Origin of the sequence: Thalassospira sp. (assembly GCF_040218635.1) — a bacterium.
In the GTDB taxonomy this organism is placed as follows: domain Bacteria; phylum Pseudomonadota; class Alphaproteobacteria; order Rhodospirillales; family Thalassospiraceae; genus Thalassospira.
Genome location: NZ_JAVJRB010000001.1, coordinates 93,729 through 114,059 on the forward strand (window position 1 = coordinate 93,729; position 20,331 = coordinate 114,059).

At 53.1% G+C, this 20,331-nt stretch carries 16 protein-coding genes; 6 read left to right on the forward strand and 10 right to left on the reverse strand.

Annotation, left to right across the window (positions count from 1 at the left end; genetic code table 11):
* Positions 1–21: 21 nt before the first annotated feature.
* From hscA to cysE, 8 genes are all read right to left on the reverse strand, one after another.
* On the reverse strand, positions 22–1,920 hold the full coding sequence (hscA, locus tag RIC05_RS00460) for a Fe-S protein assembly chaperone HscA (RefSeq protein ID WP_350047427.1): 1,899 nt from the start codon (positions 1,918–1,920) through the stop codon (positions 22–24).
* A 43-nt stretch (positions 1,921–1,963) separates the two neighbouring features.
* On the reverse strand, positions 1,964–2,584 hold the full coding sequence (hscB, locus tag RIC05_RS00465; protein ID WP_350047428.1) for a Fe-S protein assembly co-chaperone HscB: 621 nt from the start codon (positions 2,582–2,584) through the stop codon (positions 1,964–1,966).
* Positions 2,585–2,729: 145 nt separating this feature from the next.
* Entirely contained in the window at positions 2,730–3,071 is a 342-nt protein-coding gene (locus RIC05_RS00470; protein ID WP_350040784.1) for a HesB/IscA family protein, read from the reverse strand.
* A 44-nt stretch (positions 3,072–3,115) separates the two neighbouring features.
* Positions 3,116–3,514, reverse strand: a complete 399-nt coding sequence (iscU, locus tag RIC05_RS00475) for a Fe-S cluster assembly scaffold IscU (protein WP_350040783.1) — start codon at positions 3,512–3,514, stop codon at positions 3,116–3,118.
* A 77-nt stretch (positions 3,515–3,591) separates the two neighbouring features.
* The gene (locus RIC05_RS00480; protein ID WP_350040782.1) at positions 3,592–4,815 is read right to left on the reverse strand and encodes an IscS subfamily cysteine desulfurase; all 1,224 of its coding nucleotides are present in this window, start codon (positions 4,813–4,815) and stop codon (positions 3,592–3,594) included.
* Positions 4,816–4,844: 29 nt separating this feature from the next.
* Complete coding sequence (locus RIC05_RS00485) at positions 4,845–5,972, reverse strand: cysteine desulfurase family protein (protein ID WP_350047429.1); 1,128 nt, start codon at positions 5,970–5,972, stop codon at positions 4,845–4,847.
* A 49-nt stretch (positions 5,973–6,021) separates the two neighbouring features.
* Positions 6,022–6,504 (reverse strand): Rrf2 family transcriptional regulator, encoded by a 483-nt coding sequence (locus tag RIC05_RS00490; RefSeq protein ID WP_350040780.1) that lies wholly within the window; start codon positions 6,502–6,504, stop codon positions 6,022–6,024.
* Positions 6,505–6,594: 90 nt separating this feature from the next.
* Positions 6,595–7,332, reverse strand: coding sequence for a serine O-acetyltransferase (gene cysE / locus RIC05_RS00495; RefSeq protein ID WP_350047430.1), 738 nt, complete (start codon positions 7,330–7,332; stop codon positions 6,595–6,597).
* 245 nt (positions 7,333–7,577) lie between these two features.
* Between cysE and RIC05_RS00500 the strand changes: the two genes are divergently transcribed.
* Positions 7,578–8,216, forward strand: a complete 639-nt coding sequence (locus RIC05_RS00500) for an alpha/beta hydrolase (RefSeq protein WP_350040778.1) — start codon at positions 7,578–7,580, stop codon at positions 8,214–8,216.
* A 53-nt stretch (positions 8,217–8,269) separates the two neighbouring features.
* Here RIC05_RS00500 and RIC05_RS00505 read toward each other — a convergent pair whose 3' ends face one another.
* Positions 8,270–9,385: an anhydro-N-acetylmuramic acid kinase gene (locus RIC05_RS00505; RefSeq protein ID WP_350047431.1), complete on the reverse strand. Its 1,116-nt coding sequence runs from the start codon at positions 9,383–9,385 to the stop codon at positions 8,270–8,272.
* Between the two features lie 188 nt (positions 9,386–9,573).
* Between RIC05_RS00505 and tyrS the strand changes: the two genes are divergently transcribed.
* The gene (tyrS, locus tag RIC05_RS00510) at positions 9,574–10,827 is read left to right on the forward strand and encodes a tyrosine--tRNA ligase (protein WP_350047432.1); all 1,254 of its coding nucleotides are present in this window, start codon (positions 9,574–9,576) and stop codon (positions 10,825–10,827) included.
* Between the two features lie 72 nt (positions 10,828–10,899).
* Here tyrS and RIC05_RS00515 read toward each other — a convergent pair whose 3' ends face one another.
* The gene (locus tag RIC05_RS00515) at positions 10,900–14,484 is read right to left on the reverse strand and encodes a YhdP family protein (RefSeq protein WP_350047433.1); all 3,585 of its coding nucleotides are present in this window, start codon (positions 14,482–14,484) and stop codon (positions 10,900–10,902) included.
* 273 nt (positions 14,485–14,757) lie between these two features.
* Here RIC05_RS00515 and RIC05_RS00520 point away from each other — a divergent pair, with 273 nt between their 5' ends.
* The 4 genes from RIC05_RS00520 (at position 14,758) to RIC05_RS00535 (ending at position 20,315) form a co-directional block, all read left to right on the forward strand.
* Positions 14,758–17,733 carry a bifunctional [glutamine synthetase] adenylyltransferase/[glutamine synthetase]-adenylyl-L-tyrosine phosphorylase gene (locus RIC05_RS00520; protein ID WP_350047434.1) on the forward strand — a complete coding sequence of 992 codons (2,976 nt, stop codon included), beginning with the start codon at positions 14,758–14,760 and terminating at the stop codon, positions 17,731–17,733.
* A gap of 130 nt (positions 17,734–17,863) precedes the next feature.
* Positions 17,864–18,328, forward strand: coding sequence for a thioredoxin-dependent thiol peroxidase (bcp, locus tag RIC05_RS00525; protein ID WP_350047435.1), 465 nt, complete (start codon positions 17,864–17,866; stop codon positions 18,326–18,328).
* Positions 18,329–18,556: 228 nt separating this feature from the next.
* Positions 18,557–19,327 carry a PleD family two-component system response regulator gene (locus RIC05_RS00530; protein WP_350044434.1) on the forward strand — a complete coding sequence of 257 codons (771 nt, stop codon included), beginning with the start codon at positions 18,557–18,559 and terminating at the stop codon, positions 19,325–19,327.
* Positions 19,328–19,490: 163 nt separating this feature from the next.
* On the forward strand, positions 19,491–20,315 hold the full coding sequence (locus RIC05_RS00535; RefSeq protein WP_350047436.1) for a ferritin-like domain-containing protein: 825 nt from the start codon (positions 19,491–19,493) through the stop codon (positions 20,313–20,315).
* The last annotated feature ends 16 nt before the right edge of the window (positions 20,316–20,331 follow it).

Consider the following 20,331-nt stretch of genomic DNA (forward strand, 5'->3'; position numbering starts at 1 on the left):
GTCAATTAGGCCGGGTCGCTTTTAATTCACTTCGTCGACATTTTGTCCGGCAAGCGCCTGACGTATCCGACTATCCATTCGGCTTTCGGCAAACGGGCGCGATGCATTTTCAAGTGCTTCGGCGGCCTCATTCACCACATCACGGTCATCACCCGCCATTGCTGCTTCAAGTTTGGCAATCGCATCGGCAATGTTTTTATCATCTTCTGGCGTCAACAATGCGCGGTCCGCATCCATTGCTGCGCGCACCGCCAGAATGTTGCGGCGTGCCTCTACCCGGGCTTCGGTCAGAAGGCGCACGATCATATCATCCCGGGCATGAACCATGCTTTCGCGCAGCATATTGGCCATATCGATTTCGTTAATGCCGTAGGTCGGCTTAACCGCGACTTCCTGCTCAACCCCGGTGGTTTCTTCGCGGGCCGACACGGTTAACAAACCATCCGCATCAACATTGAACTGCACGCGAATGCGCGCGGCCCCTGCTGCCATCGATGGAATGCCCGTCAGTGCAAAACGGGCAAGTGATCGGCATTGATCAACCATTTCACGTTCGCCCTGCACCACATGGATCATCATGGCCGACTGACCATCCTGATAGGTGGTGAATTCCTGTGCCTTGCTCACCGGGATCGGGGTGTTGCGGTCAATGACCTTTTCAACAATCCCGCCCATGGTTTCCAGACCAAGCGACAAGGGCGTCACATCCAGAAGAAGGTTATCAGACCCACCAGTAAGTGCTTCGGCCTGAAGGGCGGCACCAAGGGCGACAACTTCGTCCGGGTCGATATCAGAAAGCGGTTCTTGTTCAAACAGATCGGCCACGGCCTTGCGCACGGCAGGTACACGGGTTGACCCGCCGACCAGAACAACGCCTTTGACGTCTTCTGGCAACACATCTGCATCATCAAGAACCTGTTCGGTAATCGCGGCCGTGCGCGCAACAAGTTTGGCGATCATGGCTTCAAACGCATCACGGGTCACCGTGTGGTTTGTGCTTTTGCCATTAAGATCAACCGCAATTTTGACCGCATCCTGATCGGTCAGGCCTTCTTTGACTTTCCGTGCGGTTTTCAAAATACGTTTGGCATCAGATGCATCAAGTGCATCGGTCGCCCCGCCGTCTTTACGCTCGGCCAGAAGATGTTCGGCAATGGCGTGATCGAAATCATCGCCACCAAGGGCAGCATCACCGCCGGTTGCCTTAACCTGGAAAACGCCCTTTTGCATTTTCAGCAACGAGATATCGAACGTCCCACCGCCAAGGTCATAAACGGCGTAAAGCCCCTCTGCCCCGTTATCAAGGCCATAGGCCAAAGCCGCCGCCGTCGGTTCATTGACCAGACGCAGGACTTCGATCCCGGCCAGTTTGGCGGCATCCTTGGTTGCGGTGCGCGCACCATCATCGAAATAGGCCGGAACCGTAATCACGGCCTTTTCAACCGGCTGATCAAGGCTTTCTTCGGCCCGGGTACGCAAAGCGCGCAGAATATCGGCCGATACTTCAACCGGGGTCAAAACACGGTTCCCGACATTCAGGCGCACCATCATCGGTTCGCCATTATCGGTTTCGGATTTTTCCGGGACTTCGACATCATAGGGAAGCGTGCCTGCGACCCGTTTCACATCTTCAAGGCCACGGCCCATCAGGCGCTTGACCGAAGACACAACGCGGTTCGCATCGGTATTGATATGATCGCGTGCGGCTTCACCAACAACGGGTGCGTCGTCGCCGTAATAGACAACAGACGGGACAATCGCATTGCCGCCGGATTTATCGCGCAGGACTTCGGGTTTTTCTTCGCGGGAAATCGCAACAACCGAGTTGGTGGTCCCCAGGTCGATCCCAACGGCAATCTGGCGCTCGTCTTCATGAGGAAGCGGCGTTTCACCCGGTTCGTGGATTTTAAGCAGGGCCATGAATTCTATCCGTTATTTTTAAGGGCAGTGTGCCCCTATATGATCAGGCAGCGGCAAGGCGCGACTTCTTCGCGCGCGCTTCCTCGGTCATTTTCATCAGGTATCTCAGACGGGTGGTCAGTTTTTTGGCGGCGTCAAAGGCATTCGCTGCCAGCGCATCACCAAGATCCGTTTCACAGGCACGCGCCTGTTTGCGGGTATCCTTGATCATCGCATCAATCGTGCCTTTGTCTGCGGCATCATGAAGCGCTTCGCGCATTTCCATCGCTTCCATCAGAAGTTCAGGATCATTCACAGTGTGGCCTTCGCCACCCTCGGGTTCGATGCCGGACAGGCGCAGCATATAATGCGCCCGTGAAACCGGATTTTTAAGCGTCTCGAAAGCCTCGTTCAGGCTGGCGGCCTGTTGCGATGACAGGGCCTGTTCACGGCCTGATTTCGATGCAAAGCGATCCGGATGAAGCAATTGCTGTTGTTTGAGATAGGTTGCTTCTACCGCGTCAATATCAACGACAAAGGAAGGTTCCAGACCAAACCGTTTGAAATGGTCAAGCTGTCCGGGTGCCTGAATGGCGTTGCAGGTATCGCAAAACAGCGCGCTTGCGTCTACCGGGCCCTTACAGGACCAGCAAACCTTGTGTGCCGGATGGTCTGTATTGCTCACGCTATGCACTTCCGAGGATTAAAGACAAAAACAAATCAGGCGAAAAGCGGTCAGCGTTAATGCGCAAACCACCATTTTTCAGCGATGGCCCCGGCGATTAAACCGGGGCCATTACCAAACAGAAAGCAGGGAAAGCCCGGCCCGATCAGACGTGGAAGGATTCACCGCACCCGCAACGACCCTTTTCGTTGGGATTGCGGAACACGAAACCTTCTTCCATCGTATTGACCTCGTAATCCATTTCCGTTCCAAGCACGAACATCATGGCTTTTGGGTCGATCAGGAGTTTCACGCCGTCATTCAGCTCGACTACTTCTTCGAAGCCACTGGCATCGTCAGCGTATTCAAGCGTGTAAGACAGGCCCGAACACCCTTTACTGCGCACACCAAGCCGAATGCCGTGCGAAGGTTTCCCACGACTATCGAGCAGCGCCTTGATGTGATCAAGCGCAACCGGTGTGACAGAAATCGGTGACGGTAGAGCCATTGTATTCTCCCAAATTTCCGAAAACGAAGTGGGTGTGACACTGCTTATTCAGCAGCGTCAGCCGCGACGTTTTTGGATTTGTAGTCGCTGATCGCTGCTTTAATGGCGTCTTCTGCCAAGATAGAGCAGTGAATTTTAACCGGCGGAAGTGCAAGTTCTTCAGCAATCTGCGAGTTTTTGATCGCACCTGCTTCGTCAAGCGACTTGCCTTTAACCCATTCGGTGATCAGCGAGCTCGACGCAATCGCCGAACCGCAACCAAAGGTCTTGAACTTTGCATCTTCAATGATCCCTTCCGGGGTCACTTTGATCTGCAGCTTCATGACGTCGCCACAGGCCGGTGCACCGACAAGACCGGTTCCGACGAACGATTCATTTTTGTCCATCGAACCAACGTTACGCGGGTTTTCGTAATGGTCGATCAGTTTTTCGCTATAAGCCATGATAGGAATCCTTCCTAAAAGTCTTTTAAGTCTCTCTCACGAGACGAATTACGTCGATAAGTCGTCGTCAGTCGTTCTTAGTGCTCAGCCCACTCGATCGACTTGATGTCGATGCCTTCCTGGGCCATTTCCCAAAGCGGGCTCATCTCACGCAGGCGCTCGACAGCAACACTGATTGACTCAATTGCTTCGTCGAGTTCTTCCTTCGTGGTGTAACGGCCAATACCGATACGCAGCGAAGTGTGTGCGAGCTCTTCGTCAACACCCAGCGCACGTAGCACGTAAGACGGCTCAAGCGATGCCGACGTACAAGCAGAACCGGACGAAACCGCAATGTTCTTGATGTCCATCTGAAGGCTTTCGCCTTCGACATAGGCAAAGGAAACATTGAGGTTGCCCGAAACGCGCGCTTCTTCATCCCCGTTAAGGTAGATGTCAGCCAAACGGTCCCGGAACTTCTGCAACGTGTAATCGCGAAGTTTGGTGATACGGGCATTTTCTTCTGCCATTTCGTTTGACAGAATATCACATGCCTTACCAAGACCCACGATCAGCGGGGTCGGCAACGTCCCTGAACGCATGCCACGTTCCTGACCACCACCGGTGATCTGGGCGATAACGCGCACACGCGGACGACGGCGAACGAACAATGCGCCAATGCCCTTCGGACCATAGATTTTGTGGCCGGAAATCGACATCAGATCAATGTTCATGTCTTCAACATCAAGGTCAATCTTGCCAACGGCCTGTGCACAATCTGTGTGGAAGAACACTTTGCGTTCACGGCAGATAGCACCGATTTCCTTGAGCGGCTGGATCACACCGATTTCATTGTTTACGCCCATGACGGAAACAAGTGCGGTTTCATCCGTGATCGTTGCCTTAAGTTCTTCAAGATCGACCAGGCCGTTTTCCTTAACGCCAAGATAGGTCACTTTGTAACCTTCCTGTTCAAGGTGACGGGCGCTGTCGAGCACGCATTTATGCTCGGTTACGATCGTGATCATGTGCGGCTTCTTTTTGCCGTAGAACTTCATCACACCCTTAAGTGCAAGGTTGTTCGACTCAGTCGCACCTGATGTAAAGATGACTTCCTTGGCACTGGCACCAATGATTTTGGCAACCTGTCCACGCGCGACTTCAACCGCATCTTCGGCTTCCCAGCCAAAGCTGTGATTACGCGAATGCGGGTTACCGAATTTCTCGGTGAAATACGGCAGCATCGCATCGACGACACGCTGGTCGGTCGGCGTGGTCGCCTGATAGTCTAGATAGATCGGCTTTGCTTTAAGCTCGTTCATAATTAAAGGCTTCCTCACTCACTCTCTTGTCAGGCAGCGTGACGCGCTTTCTTACGCGCTGCATTACCCCTCATCCGGCTCCAAACTCGGATAAACGTATCGATATCGTCGTCGGTCGTTTCCAGTCCCAGACTGACCCTGATGGCCGATCCGGTGTCGGAAACTCCCATTTCCTTAAGCACGTGGCTTTCACGTACCTTGCCTGACGAGCAGGCTGATCCCGAACTGATTGCAACACCTGCCAAATCCAATGCCATAACCTGAGTTTCCCCAGGCATTCCCGGCAAGATCAGGCAACTTGTATTCACCAGTCGCTCCGTTCCCTTACCAGCAATCAAAAGCTCAGGAGCTTCTGACGCCAATTCTGTTTCAAGGCGATCACGCATTCCTGCGATAGTCGCCATCTGCGCCATTTTGGCTTCGGCCCGCCGGGCAGCGGCGGCAAAGCCTGCAATACCCAGAACGTTTTCCGTGCCACCACGGCGATATTTTTCCTGTCCGCCACCCCGGATCTGCGGCACCAGCATCACACCGGGCGCAATCGCCAAGGCACCTGTTCCTTTGGGTCCGCCGACCTTATGTGCCGAAACCGACACCATATCAACCAGCAAGCGCCCCATATCCACCGGCATCCGTCCCAGCGCCTGTACGGCGTCACAATGGACTTTTGCCCCATATTCCCGTGCCAGCAAACCAACCTTTGACACCGGCTGTATCACACCGGTTTCATTATTGGCCAGCATGACCGAAACCAGAACCTTTTGCCCGGCATCCGATGCGTCTTTAAGCATCTTTTCCAAAGCAGCCAGATCAATCACGCCATTACCGTCAACCGGGATACGTTTGGCATCCACCCGTCCTTCGATGACCGAAGGATGTTCAGTTGCACTGGTAAAGACAGTGACATCTTCCAAACCGTTCAGCGCCAGACTGTTTGCCTCGGTCCCGCCGCTGGTGAAAATGATCCGCTCAGCATCACCACCGACCAGTTCGGCAATCGTTCGGCGTGCATGATCAACAATCTTGCGGGCTGCACGGCCACTTCCGTGAACTGATGACGGGTTACCTGTGACATCCATCGCAGCGATCATGGCCTGCCGTGCTTCGATGCACAGCGGCGCGCTTGCGTTGTAGTCGAGATAAACCTGTTCGGCCATCAGTTTGTATTCATCCTTATTCTCATCTGCACTCGATATAGAGCAGCATTTACTGTGCCGCAACCTGTGACGGCTCTTCTATTTGCGTTGTTTTCGCTGGGAATGCGCGTAGCGTCCCGGCAACATTGCGATCCACCACATCGGCAAGACTTACAGATGCCAGATAAAGGTAAATCTGATTGCCAAGTTCTTCCCACAATTCATGGGTTTGGCAGCGCCCCTGATTGGCCTTACAGCCTTTCGGTGAACCGGATTTACAACGGGTTGCACGGATCGGCTCATCGACAGCCAAAATGACATCGGCGACACGGGTTTCAACGGCCGTACGGGCCAGAAGATATCCTCCACCCGGACCGCGCACGGAACGAACCAGTCCACCTTTGCGCAATTTGCCAAACAACTGCTCAAGATAAGACAACGAAATTTCCTGACGGTCCGCAATATCGGCAAGCGCGACCGGTCGGTCCTTACTGCTTTCAGCGAGATCGACCATCGCCATGACGGCATAGCGGCCTTTTGTACTCAGCTTCACGGTGCGTCCTCCTGCCTTGCTGTCCTGGTCATACTGGTTTGCATACCTGACAGCGGGCTGTTCATTGTTGTCGCGCGATGCGCGCCAAACTTATTTAGATGATGCAACGATGCGCGGTTTATCCGGCGCCACGTCGCCTGCCGATTTCCCGGCAGCTCCTGCTTTTTCGGCTTCAAGTACGCCGACCTGTTCACGCAGGATTTTGACTTCACGGCCAAGTTCTTCAAGTGCACGGGCCACCGGATCAGGCAGATCGCCGATCGGCGTGCCGTAAGCACAAAAACGATCATCAGCCTCGCGGCGAACGATTCTGGCCGGGATACCGACCACAGTAGCGCCTTCGGGTACTTCGGACAGCACAACCGCATTGCCGCCAACACGGGCATTTTTGCGCACGGTGAACGGACCAAGGATTTGTGCGCCGGACCCGACAATCACACCGTCTTCAAGACTGGGGTGACGTTTAAGGCCGCGCTGACCTTCACTATTTACACTGGGTGACGTCCCGCCAAGGGTTACGCCCTGATACAAGGTGACGTCATCGCCAATCTCGGCGGTTTCACCAATCACGACACCCATGCCATGGTCGATAAATAACCGTTTGCCGATCTTGGCACCGGGATGAATTTCAATGCCGGTCAACCAGCGCATGATCTGCGACAGGAAGCGGGCCGTAATGCGAAAACCGCGCCCCCAAAGCCAGTGCGTGCCGCGATATCCCATGATTGCGTGAAACGCCGGATAACAAAGCGCGATCTCCAAACGGGAACGTGCCGCAGGGTCGCGGGCAATCATCGCGTCGATTTCCTGACGAATTAGCTTGAACATGGGGCGGTCCACTGTGTAATTAGTACCTTCGATTCCCGGCAGCCACGCCTAAGCCCGACCTTACGCACAACGCAAGAACGGGTGAAAACGGCACCAACGGGTTAGCCGGAATATAGGATAACCGAGTAACTTGGTCAAGTATTTGCCCAAAGCAATTTATGCGCAAACACGAAAAAACATACAAAAACACTCGGATATTTTTGTTACACACATCATTCCATTCGTGGACAGGAGCAGTCTGATCCATGCCTGAGGTCATTTTTAACGGCCCCGAAGGCCGCCTTGAAGGTCGCTACCACCATAACGGCGCTGACGATTCGCCCATCGCACTGATCCTCCATCCGAACCCGCAACAGGGCGGCACAATGAACAACAAGTTGTGTTTCAACTTGTTCAACATGTTCAAGAGTCGCGGATATTCGGTCATGCGCTTTAACTTCCGCGGTGTTGGTCGCTCGCAGGGCGTTTACGATCAGGGAATCGGCGAACTGTCCGATGCCGCATCCGCGCTCGACTGGATGCAGACCTATAACGCCAATGCGCGTGCAACCTGGGTTGCCGGTTATTCGTTCGGTTCCTGGATCGGCATGCAGCTTTTGATGCGCCGTCCGGAAATTGACGGGTTTATTTCGATTGCGGCCCCCGCCAGTGAATATGACTTCACCTTCCTGGCACCCTGCCCGTCGTCTGGCATCCTGATCCACGGATCACAGGACACCAACATTCCGATTGCGTCGGTCAACAAGCTTTCTGACAAGCTCAATTCCCAGAAGGGCATTGAAGTTGACATGTGCACCATCACTGATGCCGATCATTATTTTGCCAAACAGCAAGATGACGTGATCAAACATACTGCTTCATATCTCGATAAGCGCGGCGCGTAACCGCCTGCCACGCCTACGCGATCATGAGATACCAAAGAACGAAGGCCGCCTTTTCAGGCGGCCTTTTTCGGTATGTAAAGCTTACCCCCACAACAGGGCTCGGGCACGCCAGTAGTTCCGGGAAAGCTAAGTGGTAGTTCGCGCAGATGACGGACGGCGAGATAGCCAAAACATTCCGCCTCGACCGCATCCCCGTCCCAATCAAGATCATCAACAGAACGCACCGGCACACCCAGCCGGGCATTTAGCGTTTTCATGACATAGTCATTGTGCCGACCTCCACCACAGACAAACCAGCTTTGCGGCGCGGCCGGAAGATGGTTCACACCGGCAACAATGGCCGCAACGCTACAATTGGCCAGTGTCGCCGCCCCGTCGGACACATTCAGCTTTGCCTGGCCGACAAGTCCATCAATGCGGGTAGCCATATCTTCGCGATCAAGGGATTTGGGTGGGACACGGTCGAAATACGGGTCTTCAAGGAATTTGACCTCGACCATCGGGTCCCCATTACCGGATGCTGCCGTCGCACCATTCAAATCCACCGGGTTTCCGGTATGGCGCAACATCCAGTCATCAAGTCGCGCATTACCCGGACCACAATCAAAGGCAAGCAATTCGTCATTGGCATCGATATAGGTGACATTCGACACCCCGCCGATGTTAAGCACCGCAACCGGTAGCTCAACCCCGGCACTTTTCATCAACGCGGCATGATAGACAGGGGCCAGTGGCGCGCCTTCGCCGCCTGCCGCAACATCGGCCAATCGGAAATCGGCCACCACCGGAATACCTGTTTTGTCAGCCAACATATCAGGCGTTCCGATCTGGCGCGTCAGGCCAGATGCCGGTTCATGAAACACCGTCTGACCATGAAAACCGATCACACCGATTTCGCCCGCCAAAGTGCCGGATTTTTCAAGCAGCATGTTAACGGCATCAACATGGACCTGTGTCAGATCATCTGCCACGACATGTTCGGTATTGGTCGCTCTGCGATTACCAAAGCATGCCCGCATCCGTTCGCGTAATTCCGGGGCATAGGGCACGAAAACCGCATGATCCAGACGGCGAACTTCAACGCCATCGGTTTCAATCAAGGCCGCATCAACACCATCAAGTGATGTGCCGCTCATCATGCCGATTGCCTTGATCCAGCCTTGTGTCATGTCATTCTCCGCGTGGCATTTTGTCGTTGTGGCGTGCAGCTTAGATCGAATTTCTGGCGAAATCGTTACGACGATACCAGAACTGCGTCCCGATCCGTTGCCCAGCGGATGTTTTCTGTGCTAGATCATCGCCTCCGCACCTATTGGCGGCTCGATTTTTCTATCACAACCAACATAGCGCAAAAACCATGACTGAACTGAAGTCTGATTTTCTCCGCGTCATGAATGACCGCGGTTATATCCACCAATGCACTGATCTTGAGGGCCTTGACGCCTATGCAAGCGACAATACGGTGGTGTGCTATGTGGGCTATGATTGCACTGCAGACAGCTTGCATGTCGGATCGCTCGTATCGATCATGATGCTGCGCTGGCTGCAGAAAACCGGCCATAAACCGATTGTCCTGATGGGCGGCGGCACCACCCGTGTTGGCGACCCGACGGGTCGTGACGATGCCCGCCCGGTTTTGACCGATGAAATCATTGCTGCCAACATGGCCGGCATCAAAAAAGTATTTCAGCAGTTCCTGACATTTGGCGATGGCCCGACCGATGCGGTCATGGTCAACAATGCCGACTGGCTGGACAAACTGAACTATATTGAATTCCTGCGTGATTTCGGTCGCCATTTCTCGGTCAACCGGATGCTGGCATTTGATTCGGTCAAGCTACGGCTGGAACGCGAACAGTCGCTGAGCTTCCTTGAATTCAACTACATGATCCTGCAGGCCTATGACTTTGTTGAACTGAACCGCAATTACGCCTGCACCCTGCAGATGGGCGGATCGGATCAGTGGGGCAACATTGTTAATGGTGTTGAATTGGGACGTCGCGTTGACGAGAAATCATTGTTCGGCCTGACCACCCCACTAATGACCACCGCCTCAGGTGCGAAGATGGGTAAAACGGCCTCTGGTGCTGTTTGGTTGAACGAAGAACGCCTGTCGTCCTATGACTACTACCAGTTCTGGCGCAACACCGAAGATGCCGACGTGATCAAATTCATGCGTCTGTTTACCGAAATGTCGCTCGAACAGATCGCAGAATACGAAAAGCTTGAAGGATCAGACATCAACGAGGCGAAAAAGGTTCTCGCCCTTGAAGCTGTCACCCTTTGCCGTGGGAAAGAATCCGCCCTGACAGCGGCTGAAACCGCACGCAAAACCTTTGAAGAAGGTGTTCTGGCTGACGACCTCCCGACGGTTGAAGTCGCCAAGGCCGAACTGGATGCAGGTATTCCTGCCTTTGATTTGTTCCGTCGTGCGGACCTTGCCAAATCGGGTGGCGATGCACGCCGTCTGATCAAGGGTGGTGGTGCCAAAATCAATGACGAAAAAGTCAGCGATGAAAATGCCAACATCACCGCAGATGCGCTAAATTCAGATGGTGTCATCAAGGTTTCGGCAGGCAAAAAGCGCCACGTTCTGATCAAGCCTGTCTGATATTTACTCAGCAACCGAACCAAATACAAAAGCCCCGCAGCATATGCTTGCGGGGCTTTTTGTTTACTGGCTTTAACCCGGTTCTGCCCCGGTAATCAGATTTCGGAACACACCCGGCACAAATGTCGACAATGGATTGACAGTAATATCAGGGTTTTCAAGATCGCCTTCAACCGTGTAGGTCGGGGCGAATATGCCCCCACCTTCCTCGCCGACCAAAAGATCGCCAAGGATCGGAATAACACCGAGTGCGGAGTTCAGCGCGTAAATCGGCACAATTGATCCCGACAGTCGGATTTCGGATTTCGCCAGATCAATCGATCCATTCGCTGTCACTCCGACTGCCGTTCCGTTTGCCGATATTTTCGAAAGCGACAGCACATCATTGGCATAGGTGAAACCACCATTTAGCTCGTCAAATGATATCCCGTTGCCCTGCAAAACGTCGCCAAGCCCTGTTAAGGATGCAGCACCAAGAACCCGGGCGGCAACCGGGGCATTGACGACGCGGAAGTCATCAATATTCACCGTTCCGGTAAAGGGTTGAGCTAAATCAGCGTCATCGACCGTTCCTTCGACCGTCAGAATACCGCCCAAAAGATTTTCATACATATCAACCGCACGCAGGAATTTTCCAGCATCTTCGCTGGTCAGTTTGACCTTGCGCGTGACGAAATCTTCGCGGGTTACCTGGGCAAACACATTGGCCCGATCACCCAACGAACCATTCAAAACAAGACGATCCCATTCCTGCCCGACTGTATGGATCGATCCTTTGACATCGCCCAGAAGTTCGCCATTGGCCATCACCATCTGTTCAATATTCAAAAAGATTTCCGTCGTGCCGCCAGAACGTGTTGCGCTTTGACCAATGCCACCACTATTGGGGCTTTGTTTTTGTTTGGGCTGCGTGTTTCCGACTGTATCGTCAGAAACAATCCACGGGGTGGCAATAAGCTGACGAGCCGAGATTTCGATTTCCTGATTTGCGCGGTCCTGACTGAACGTGATTTTGCCATCACTCAGAAGCGGCTCATCCCCCTTCAAAAGGAACCTGTCAGAAGCCAACGTAACCATCAGGTTGAGGTTTTCCGCCTGATCAGATGCCGATTGCGTCGGATCAGTTTGTTTCGAGGCGTCCTTATCGACAAAATAGCGTAGATCGAATTGTGACCCGCGCAGATCAACTGTCAGCTTGTCATCGTCCGCCAAACGAACGGTGCCGCTGACATCGGTGTTGTCACGAAACGTCGCAGTGTCGATTTCAAAGACCCATTTATCGGCCATCGGGTTATCGCCGCGCCAAGTTCCCCGGCCTTCTGCCGCAAGTTCCGGTGCGATGGCCGCAAAGGATTTAAGGGTTCCACCGCCATCATATTGAACGGCCAGATCAAACGTGGCTTTTGCGTCGGGACCGGGTTCCTTTTGATAATCAACGCCATCAAACGGAAGTGCAATTGTCACTGCCTTAAGATCAACATCCCCGACAAGCTCCACCTGATCGGATTTGACCTTGATATCGACCTTACCCTTGGCCATTCCAGTCAAATAAGGAGATGCATCAAGCTCCACCGTCGGAAGAACACCCAGATCAAGATCACCGGACAGGGTATAGTGGCTGCGAATAGCAGCATTGGTTTCAAAGTTTTCAACCCAATTTATCTTGGTCTTCCCATTGCCGATTGCGGCAACACCGTTTAAATCGAGCCCCTTTGTATTGACCTGTAATTCGAACGTGCCATCCGTTACATCAAGGTCGCGAAATGCGTTGGTAATGCTGGCATTTTCAATCCTTGATGCGGCGGCGACTTCGACATCTTCGAAACGAACCGCGCGCAATAACGGGAAGTAAAGCCGCACACGCGTTGCTTGCTCGCCGCTAATCTGGGCCGGATCAATGCCCAGACGTGTCGCAAAGCCAAGCGGTTCTGCTTCAATCAGTTCAAGCGCCTTACGCGCACTGCCATGTGCGACAACTTCGATGTCAGCCGCTGGCACAGGATCATTCAGTCTTGTAAATTCGATGCTGGCATCAGTAACAGTCAAACCATCGGCATTGCCGCGATCAACATAGATTTTAAAGCTGTCCGCATCAAATTCGGCCCGTCCCCCAGCATCCAACACACTTGGCATATCGCCAAGATAATGCACCGTCACGCCCGACATGGTCATTTGACCACCCAGCGCGTCCAGAGCAATCCCGTCTTCATCATCCTGATGAAGTTCCGTATGCATGCTGGCCTGATGCACAATGCCTTCTGACAGGTTGGTGACAACCCAGTCGCGGGCATCAACGCCAAGGGATTCAGGCCATAAATGCTTCAGATCGTTGGTTTGGACATCGGTTGCAAAGGCATCAAGATTGACGCTCCATTTCCCGAATGGGTCAAGCACAACGCCCTGCAGCTTTGCCGAGGCATCCCCAACATTCAAGACCACGTCATCAAGGTTAAACCGGCCTGGCACATAACTTGTGACAATCTTCCCGTCCCGAACACGGTAGGTCGCACGCATTTCAGAGGGCAGCGATATGATCCCGCTTCCGACGACAAGGTCGGTCGACGCAAAAAGCAGTTCGCCGTCCGTGTCATATTTTGCCTTAAGCTTCCCTGATACAGGAAGATATGCGTCGCGAAGATTTTCAAAAACATCGGAAATACTGACCAGATCAGAAAGCTCCACCTCACCCACATCAGCTTCAAGGTCGATCTCGCCGGTCTGGATACTGTAATCACCGGTCACACTGACACGGGTGGATAATGCCCCGGCACTTACCTGCAAGGATGCTTCTGCGCCAATGCCCAATGGCTTTCTCGACAACAGGATATCGGCCTGCGGTGCGGCCCAAACAACGCCAAGCTTTTCATCGCGCACCTGCAGATCGGCATTCACGACCCCAAAGCTTTCGAAATAGGCTGCTGCAGGAAAATCGGTTCGTTCGCCAGACAGAATGGCGATCACATCGCGTAAAACATCACTGCCCGATTGCTCAACAGCGCCGTTTTGTTCCAACGGCGCAGAATCGTTAGATTGGTTGATAGCAGGTTGAGATATGTCGTCAGAGCCATCGGCAACTACCGCCGTTTCACCTATAGTGCTTGACGGGAGTTCGATGGTTACCGATGAACCACGTCCCTTGTCATAGACCAGTTCGTCCGGATTGGACGGCGTGTCATCTTCTTCGCCAAGTGCCAGTATGCCCGACAGACCATCTGCATCAAGTGCGGCTTCATCGGCGACATAGCCAATATCGATTTTGCCATCCGCACTGCGCTCCAATCGGATACGTGGCCCGATCAGGTTCATTTCGCGAAGTGCAAGAACGCCTTCAAACAGGGCCTTACTGGAAAACACAACATCGGCTTCGGGGATGTGAAGCAGTTCGCGGTCATTGGCACCAATGATGGTAACGTCGCGCAGGCCGACATCAAACTTTTCCGCCCAACCGCGCCAGCGCAGAACAAGATCGCCAACAGACAGCTTGTTCTCGCCCATCGATTTATTCAAATGATCGACGATATAGGGGGTTAAGCGGTGCAAAGACACGGGCTCTTGCGACAACCGCCAGATTGTGACCGCTGCAAATACGCCAACAAACAGAATGACAGCTGATAAAATCAGCGCCAGCCATCCAGCAAAGGTTTTAACGAGGCGCACTCTGTATACCCTGTCTTGTCGGTGTCATATGCCGCATTATGAACAATCTGCGCAGTCTGGTGTACTTGTCTAGCATTTACAGACAACAAGCATGGTTAAATGTACCAGACTGTTATCAATCAAATCGCTTTTTGTCTGACCATAGAAAAGCTAAACAGGTACATGCCACCCTGTTGATCAGGACATCAAACTTCTGACAGAGATTATGCAATCAGGTACAGATCTGTGCATAGCCCGGTTCGTTACCTTTTCGCAATACAAGGAACGCAAAAAGTGTCTCTTTCCTGGATTTCGCAAGGACTGCCCCAACCGCACGCCCCTGAACATGTTGCCAATGCAATGGAACGTTGGCATGCCTTGGGCGACCGCCCGGCATTTGAAAGCATTGCATCGAAAATTGGCGATATTGCGTCGAATACCCAAAGCAAATCCGTTCTGGAAGCTCTTTTTGGCAACAGCCCCTATCTGACCAATCTGTGTCTTCGTGATCCTGATGTGGTCTGTGATGTGTTTGATAACGGCCTTGATCAGGCATTTGCCAATGCCCTGAACCCGGTTCGCATCAGTGCCGATGCCCGCAACCTTGATCAACCAACCACCATGACCACCGTGCGCCGGGCAAAACGCCGGGCAGCACTGGTTATAGCGATTGCTGATATCTGCCTCGCTTGGCCGCTTGATAAAATCACCTCGGCCATCAGTGAAACCGCCGAACTCACCCTTGATTTCACCATGGCCCATTGTCTTTCTGCTATGGCACGTCTTCGCAAATGTGACTTGCCCAATCCGGAAAACCCGTTGGAAGGATCTGGTATATTTTCGATTGGCATGGGCAAACTGGGTGCGGGTGAGCTGAACTATTCATCCGATATTGATCTGATCTTCCTTTATGATCAGGAAGTCGTCACCTATCTTGATCCGGACCGCATTCAGCAGGATCTGGTCCGTATGGTGCGCGACATCACCCGCGTTATGGAAGAACGCACGGGTGATGGATATGTGTTCAGGACAGACTTGCGCCTGCGCCCGGACCCATCATCTACACCGCCGATTTTATCGATGCTGGCCGCTGAAACATATTACGAGACTGTCGGCCAAAACTGGGAACGTGCGGCCATGATCAAGGCCCGCATCGTTGGCGGTGACCGGATTGCCGGCGATCAGTTTCTGGAAATCCTGCGGCCATTTGTCTGGCGCAAACATCTTGATTTTCTTGCCATTCAGGACATTCATTCGATTAAACGTCAGATCAATGCACACAAGGGCGGCAGCAAGATCAACATTCCCGGCCACAATATCAAACTGGGCCGGGGCGGCATTCGCGAGATTGAATTTTTTGCCCAGACGCAGCAGCTTATCTGGGGCGGGCGCGAAGTCGCCCTTCGCGGTAAGGCAACCTGTGACACATTGCGCGCTTTGACCGAATTCGGACAGGTTTCCGAAAAAGTACGCGACGAAATGCTACACGCTTATGAATTTTTGCGCACCGTCGAACACCGTTTGCAAATGATCAATGATCAACAAACCCAGACCCTGCCTGATACGGATGAAGGCCTGACGGCCCTTGCGACCTTCCTTGGCTATGACGCCGTTGACGGGTTCAAGGCTGATTTGTTGCTTCATCTGCGCCATGTCGAAAACAACTATGCCGAATTGTTCGAAGATGACACCCCGCTTACCGGACGCGCAGGCAATCTTGTCTTCACCGGCACCGAAGATGACCCGGACACGTTGGCAAACCTCCGTGAAATGGGATTTGAGAATGCTGAAAACGTCTCGATCACGGTACGGGGATGGCATCATGGCCGTTACCGCGCCACACGTTCACGCCGTGCGCGCGAAATCCTGACCGAATTGATGCCAACCCTCTTGGATGCATTGGGCAAAACCACCAACCCGGACATGGCATTTCGGTCCTTTGACGAGTTTCTCAAAGGTCTTCCGGCCGGGGTTCAGGTTTTCTCACTTTTCACGGCCCACCCTGAGCTTCTTGAACTGCTTGCCCAAATTGCCGGTACTGCGCCACGAATAGCAAAATATATCGGGCGGAATGCCGCCGTTCTTGACTACGTTCTGATGGCAGGCTTTCACGAAGAACTGCCTGATGCCGATGCCATGATGGCCGAGCTGGATGCACGCCTTGCCCGTGAAGACATGGTTGAAGATTGGCTTGATACTGCGCGGCGCTGGGCCAATGACCAAAAATTCCAGATTGATGTTCAAACCATCCAGAACCGCCATACCCCGCATCAGGCTGGCCGGGCCTTGGCCGATGTCGCAGACGTTGCCATTCGGGCCCTGTTCCCGCGCATTGCCGAAGATTTCGCTGACAAACACGGCACGTTCGAAGATGGCGGTTTGGCTGTCTTTGCCCTTGGCAAACATGGTGGTCAGGAACTTTCCCCCGGGTCTGATCTTGATATGGTGTTCATCTATGATGTTGCGGAACATGCCGAAGAATCTGATGGTCAAAGGCCGCTTTCGCCCGGTCACTATTTCATTCGGTTAAGTCAGCGTTACATCAATGCCCTGTCGGCCCCGACGGCAGAGGGAATTTTGTTTGAAACCGACCTTCGCCTGCGCCCCAGCGGAGCAAAAGGCCCACTGGCAACCCATTTCAAAAGTTTCGAGGCCTACCAGACCAACGACGCATGGACGTGGGAGCATATGGCGCTAACCCGGATACGTCCGGTGTATGGCCCCAAAGCATTGTGTGAGAAGGTCCTTGCAACAACCAATGCCGTTCTGTGCAAGCAACGCGACCCCGATCAGTTGGTTCGCGAAGTTTTTGATATGCGCAATCGTATGGATGCCGGCAAAGGCGACAACCATCCATGGGCCATCAAGATGCGCCGGGGTGGACTGGTTGATCTGGAATTCATTGCGCAATATCTGCAACTGCGCCACGCCCATAAATATCCGGATATCCTGTCGCCAACCACCCGCGAAGTATTTAAAAACCTTGGTGCCAAAGGGATTTTGGACAACGAAGAAGCCGAGTTTCTTGGCAATGCCGGGTCGTTCTGGTTGGCATTGCAGGCCATGCTGCGCTTAACGACAGAAGGGCCGTTTTCCCCGGAAAGTGCGAGTACCGATTTGCAAAAAATGTTGGCCAGTGCTGGAAAATGTGATGATTTCGCAAGCTTGCAGGACAAGATCGAAACGACCGCAACCCGGATCAAGAACATCTATGATCGGGTGATTGCCGAACCGGCGCAAAAAGTTACGCCACCAGAAGACACACAATAAACCCAAAATGATCCACCCACCCTTGCCATCCCTATAAGGGTTTGTATCTTCATGATCAGGCACCCTTGGCATCGTCGGGACCGGCGATGAATTGGGTCGCAAATCAAAACGAACGAACAAAGGATAGAACATGACGCTTGATGTAGGTGACAAGGCCCCGGATTTCGAACTGCCAACCGATGGGGGTGGCAGTGTGAAACTTTCTGATCTGGCGGGCAAACCGGTGGTGATCTATTTCTATCCCAAGGACATGACGCCGGGCTGCACGACGGAATCTTGTGAATTCCGAGATGCTGAACCTGATTTCAGCGCGGTTGACGCCCAGATTATCGGCATTTCAAAAGACAGTGCTGCCCGCCATGACAAGTTTAAGGCCAAACATGACCTGAATTTCATTCTCGCATCTGATGAGAATGGCACCACCTGCGAAGATTATGGCGTGTGGAAAGAAAAAAGCATGTATGGACGGAAATTCATGGGCATTGAACGCTGCACCTTCGTCATTGATGGTAACGGCGTGATCCAGAAAGCTTGGCATAAAGTTAAGGTCAAAGGCCACGTTGCCGAAGTCCTGGAAGCTGTCCGCGCACTTTAAAACCCTGCTCTTTTATCCGAACAAGGCCCGGCATTTTCCTGCCGGGCCTTGTTTTTTTGTGCCTTGAAAACCCTTTCAAATCAGTTTTCTGGCCAAGCACCCGCAGATTGATTGTGTTGCCTTACCTTGTTTCTCAGGATAAAAATCCGGATATGGGAGTATTAGGTGGAGCTGTTTTCCACCTATTGGGAGAAAACACACCGGCACGCCGGCAAAGCGGATAATCCAATGAACAAGAATGTTATCGATCTCGACGATCAGATGCTTGCAGACTTTCGTGACGAAGCAAATGACATCATCAATTCAATTGACGTCCATCTGCAAAATGCACGCGGCAAAAGCGACCCGGCCCATTTGACCGCGATCCAGCGCGAAGTTTTCAATCTCCGCTATAAGGGAAAATCGGTTGCCGCCCCGCTGATCAATCTGACCAGCCACCGACTGGCCGATTATGTCACCACCTGCAAGGAACTGAACGAAGGGTCGATCGACGACATTCAGGCATTTGTCGATAAAATTCAGAGCCTTTTGAGTGGCGACATGACAGCCGGTGGCACCGATACCGCCGAGTTCGTCCGTGAACTGCCCTCCAAACGCGCACCGGACATTGACCCGAACTGGTTGAAAAAAACCAATGTCGAAGCATTGTTGGTGATCCCGCAACGCTCCATGGCCACCATTCTTGAACGTGAATTGGCCGCCTGTGGTTATCGAAGCTCGGTCACGCAAACATCGTTTGAGGCGATTGAACTTGCTGTGCGCACCCGCCCGGACTTTATCATTGTTGCTAAAACCATTGATGAGTTGGGCGGTGTTGATTTGGCAAATGCCCTGCAAGCCATGCCCAAGACACGCGGTATTCCAACCGCCGTTCTGACATCAGATGCGCCAAACCATCCGTCCTTGCAGGACCTGCCATGCCGAACCGCGATCATTCGCAAAGGCAACGCATTTGGCGAAGATCTGGCAGAAGCATTGGCCCGTTTCAACATCACCTGATCGCGCCAAATCGTTGACCAAACAAATGTCTTAAAGGGCGGCGTTGCAGATCATTGCAAGGCCGCCTTTTTCTTTGCCCATTGACCCGATGCCAAGCAGATGTCAGACAAAGCCAACAACGTGTTGACACTTACATTCGCACCCCAACCACAGCCGGACGATCATGACCAAACTCACCCTCGCCGAAGCCGCCAAACGCGCCCTTCTGACCGCCGATGCCACCGAAAAGGCCGACGTCACGGCTGAAATGGCCGCACTTTGGCGCAATGGCGAGATCACGGAAGTCGGCGCAACCGATATGCCAGATCGTCCCGGCCGCCCGGAAAAACCCGAACTTCTCGCCCCCAATAAAATGCCGAAACGCAAAAAAGGCAGCGTTCAGGGACGGATCGGGCTTTTGCATGCATTGGCCCATATCGAATTGAACGCCATCGATCTGGCTTGGGATTTATGTGTCCGCTTTCCCGAAGCAAACATGCCGCGCCATTTCCACGACGCATGGGTTCAGGTTGCCGATGATGAAGCCCGTCATTTCAAAATGATCAATAAGCGCTTGGGTGAAATGGGGGCGGCTTATGGGGATCTGCCTGCCCATGATGGTTTGTGGCAAACATCGATGGATACGGCATATGACATTTTGCCGCGCCTTGCCGTCGTCCCGATGGTGTTTGAGGCCCGCGGCCTTGATGCCACCCCGCCAACCATTGAACGGCTGCTCTCGCACGGCGATACCGAAAGTGCACGTATTTTAAAAATCATCGCCCATGATGAAATTGCCCATGTCGCAGCCGGTCGTAAATATTACGAATATATCTGTGACCAGCGCGGCCTGCCCTACTACACCACATGGCATGATATGCTGCGCATGCATTTCCGTGGATCGTTAAAGCCGCCCTTCAATGCTGAAGCGCGCTATGAAGCCGGAATGCCGCCGGATTATTATCAGGACTATGTGCTTGAGCTTCCAGACGTCGGCTTTGACAGCTAGGGTCAAAAATGAGCAA

What these genes read in the sequence shown, in the direction of transcription:
- RIC05_RS00500 (WP_350040778.1), top strand. Translation starts at nt 7,578, where the DNA reads ATGCCTGAGGTCATTTTTAACGGCCCCGAAGGCCGCCTTGAAGGTCGC.
- RIC05_RS00530 (WP_350044434.1), top strand. Translation starts at nt 18,557, where the DNA reads ATGAACAAGAATGTTATCGATCTCGACGATCAGATGCTTGCAGACTTT.
- cysE (WP_350047430.1), bottom strand. Translation starts at nt 7,332, where the DNA reads ATGTTCAAGCTAATTCGTCAGGAAATCGACGCGATGATTGCCCGCGAC.
- RIC05_RS00480 (WP_350040782.1), bottom strand. Translation starts at nt 4,815, where the DNA reads ATGAACGAGCTTAAAGCAAAGCCGATCTATCTAGACTATCAGGCGACC.
- RIC05_RS00470 (WP_350040784.1), bottom strand. Translation starts at nt 3,071, where the DNA reads ATGGCTCTACCGTCACCGATTTCTGTCACACCGGTTGCGCTTGATCAC.
- hscA (WP_350047427.1), bottom strand. Translation starts at nt 1,920, where the DNA reads ATGGCCCTGCTTAAAATCCACGAACCGGGTGAAACGCCGCTTCCTCAT.
- RIC05_RS00505 (WP_350047431.1), bottom strand. Translation starts at nt 9,385, where the DNA reads ATGACACAAGGCTGGATCAAGGCAATCGGCATGATGAGCGGCACATCA.
- RIC05_RS00485 (WP_350047429.1), bottom strand. Translation starts at nt 5,972, where the DNA reads ATGGCCGAACAGGTTTATCTCGACTACAACGCAAGCGCGCCGCTGTGC.
- RIC05_RS00535 (WP_350047436.1), top strand. Translation starts at nt 19,491, where the DNA reads ATGACCAAACTCACCCTCGCCGAAGCCGCCAAACGCGCCCTTCTGACC.
- tyrS (WP_350047432.1), top strand. Translation starts at nt 9,574, where the DNA reads ATGACTGAACTGAAGTCTGATTTTCTCCGCGTCATGAATGACCGCGGT.
- iscU (WP_350040783.1), bottom strand. Translation starts at nt 3,514, where the DNA reads ATGGCTTATAGCGAAAAACTGATCGACCATTACGAAAACCCGCGTAAC.
- bcp (WP_350047435.1), top strand. Translation starts at nt 17,864, where the DNA reads ATGACGCTTGATGTAGGTGACAAGGCCCCGGATTTCGAACTGCCAACC.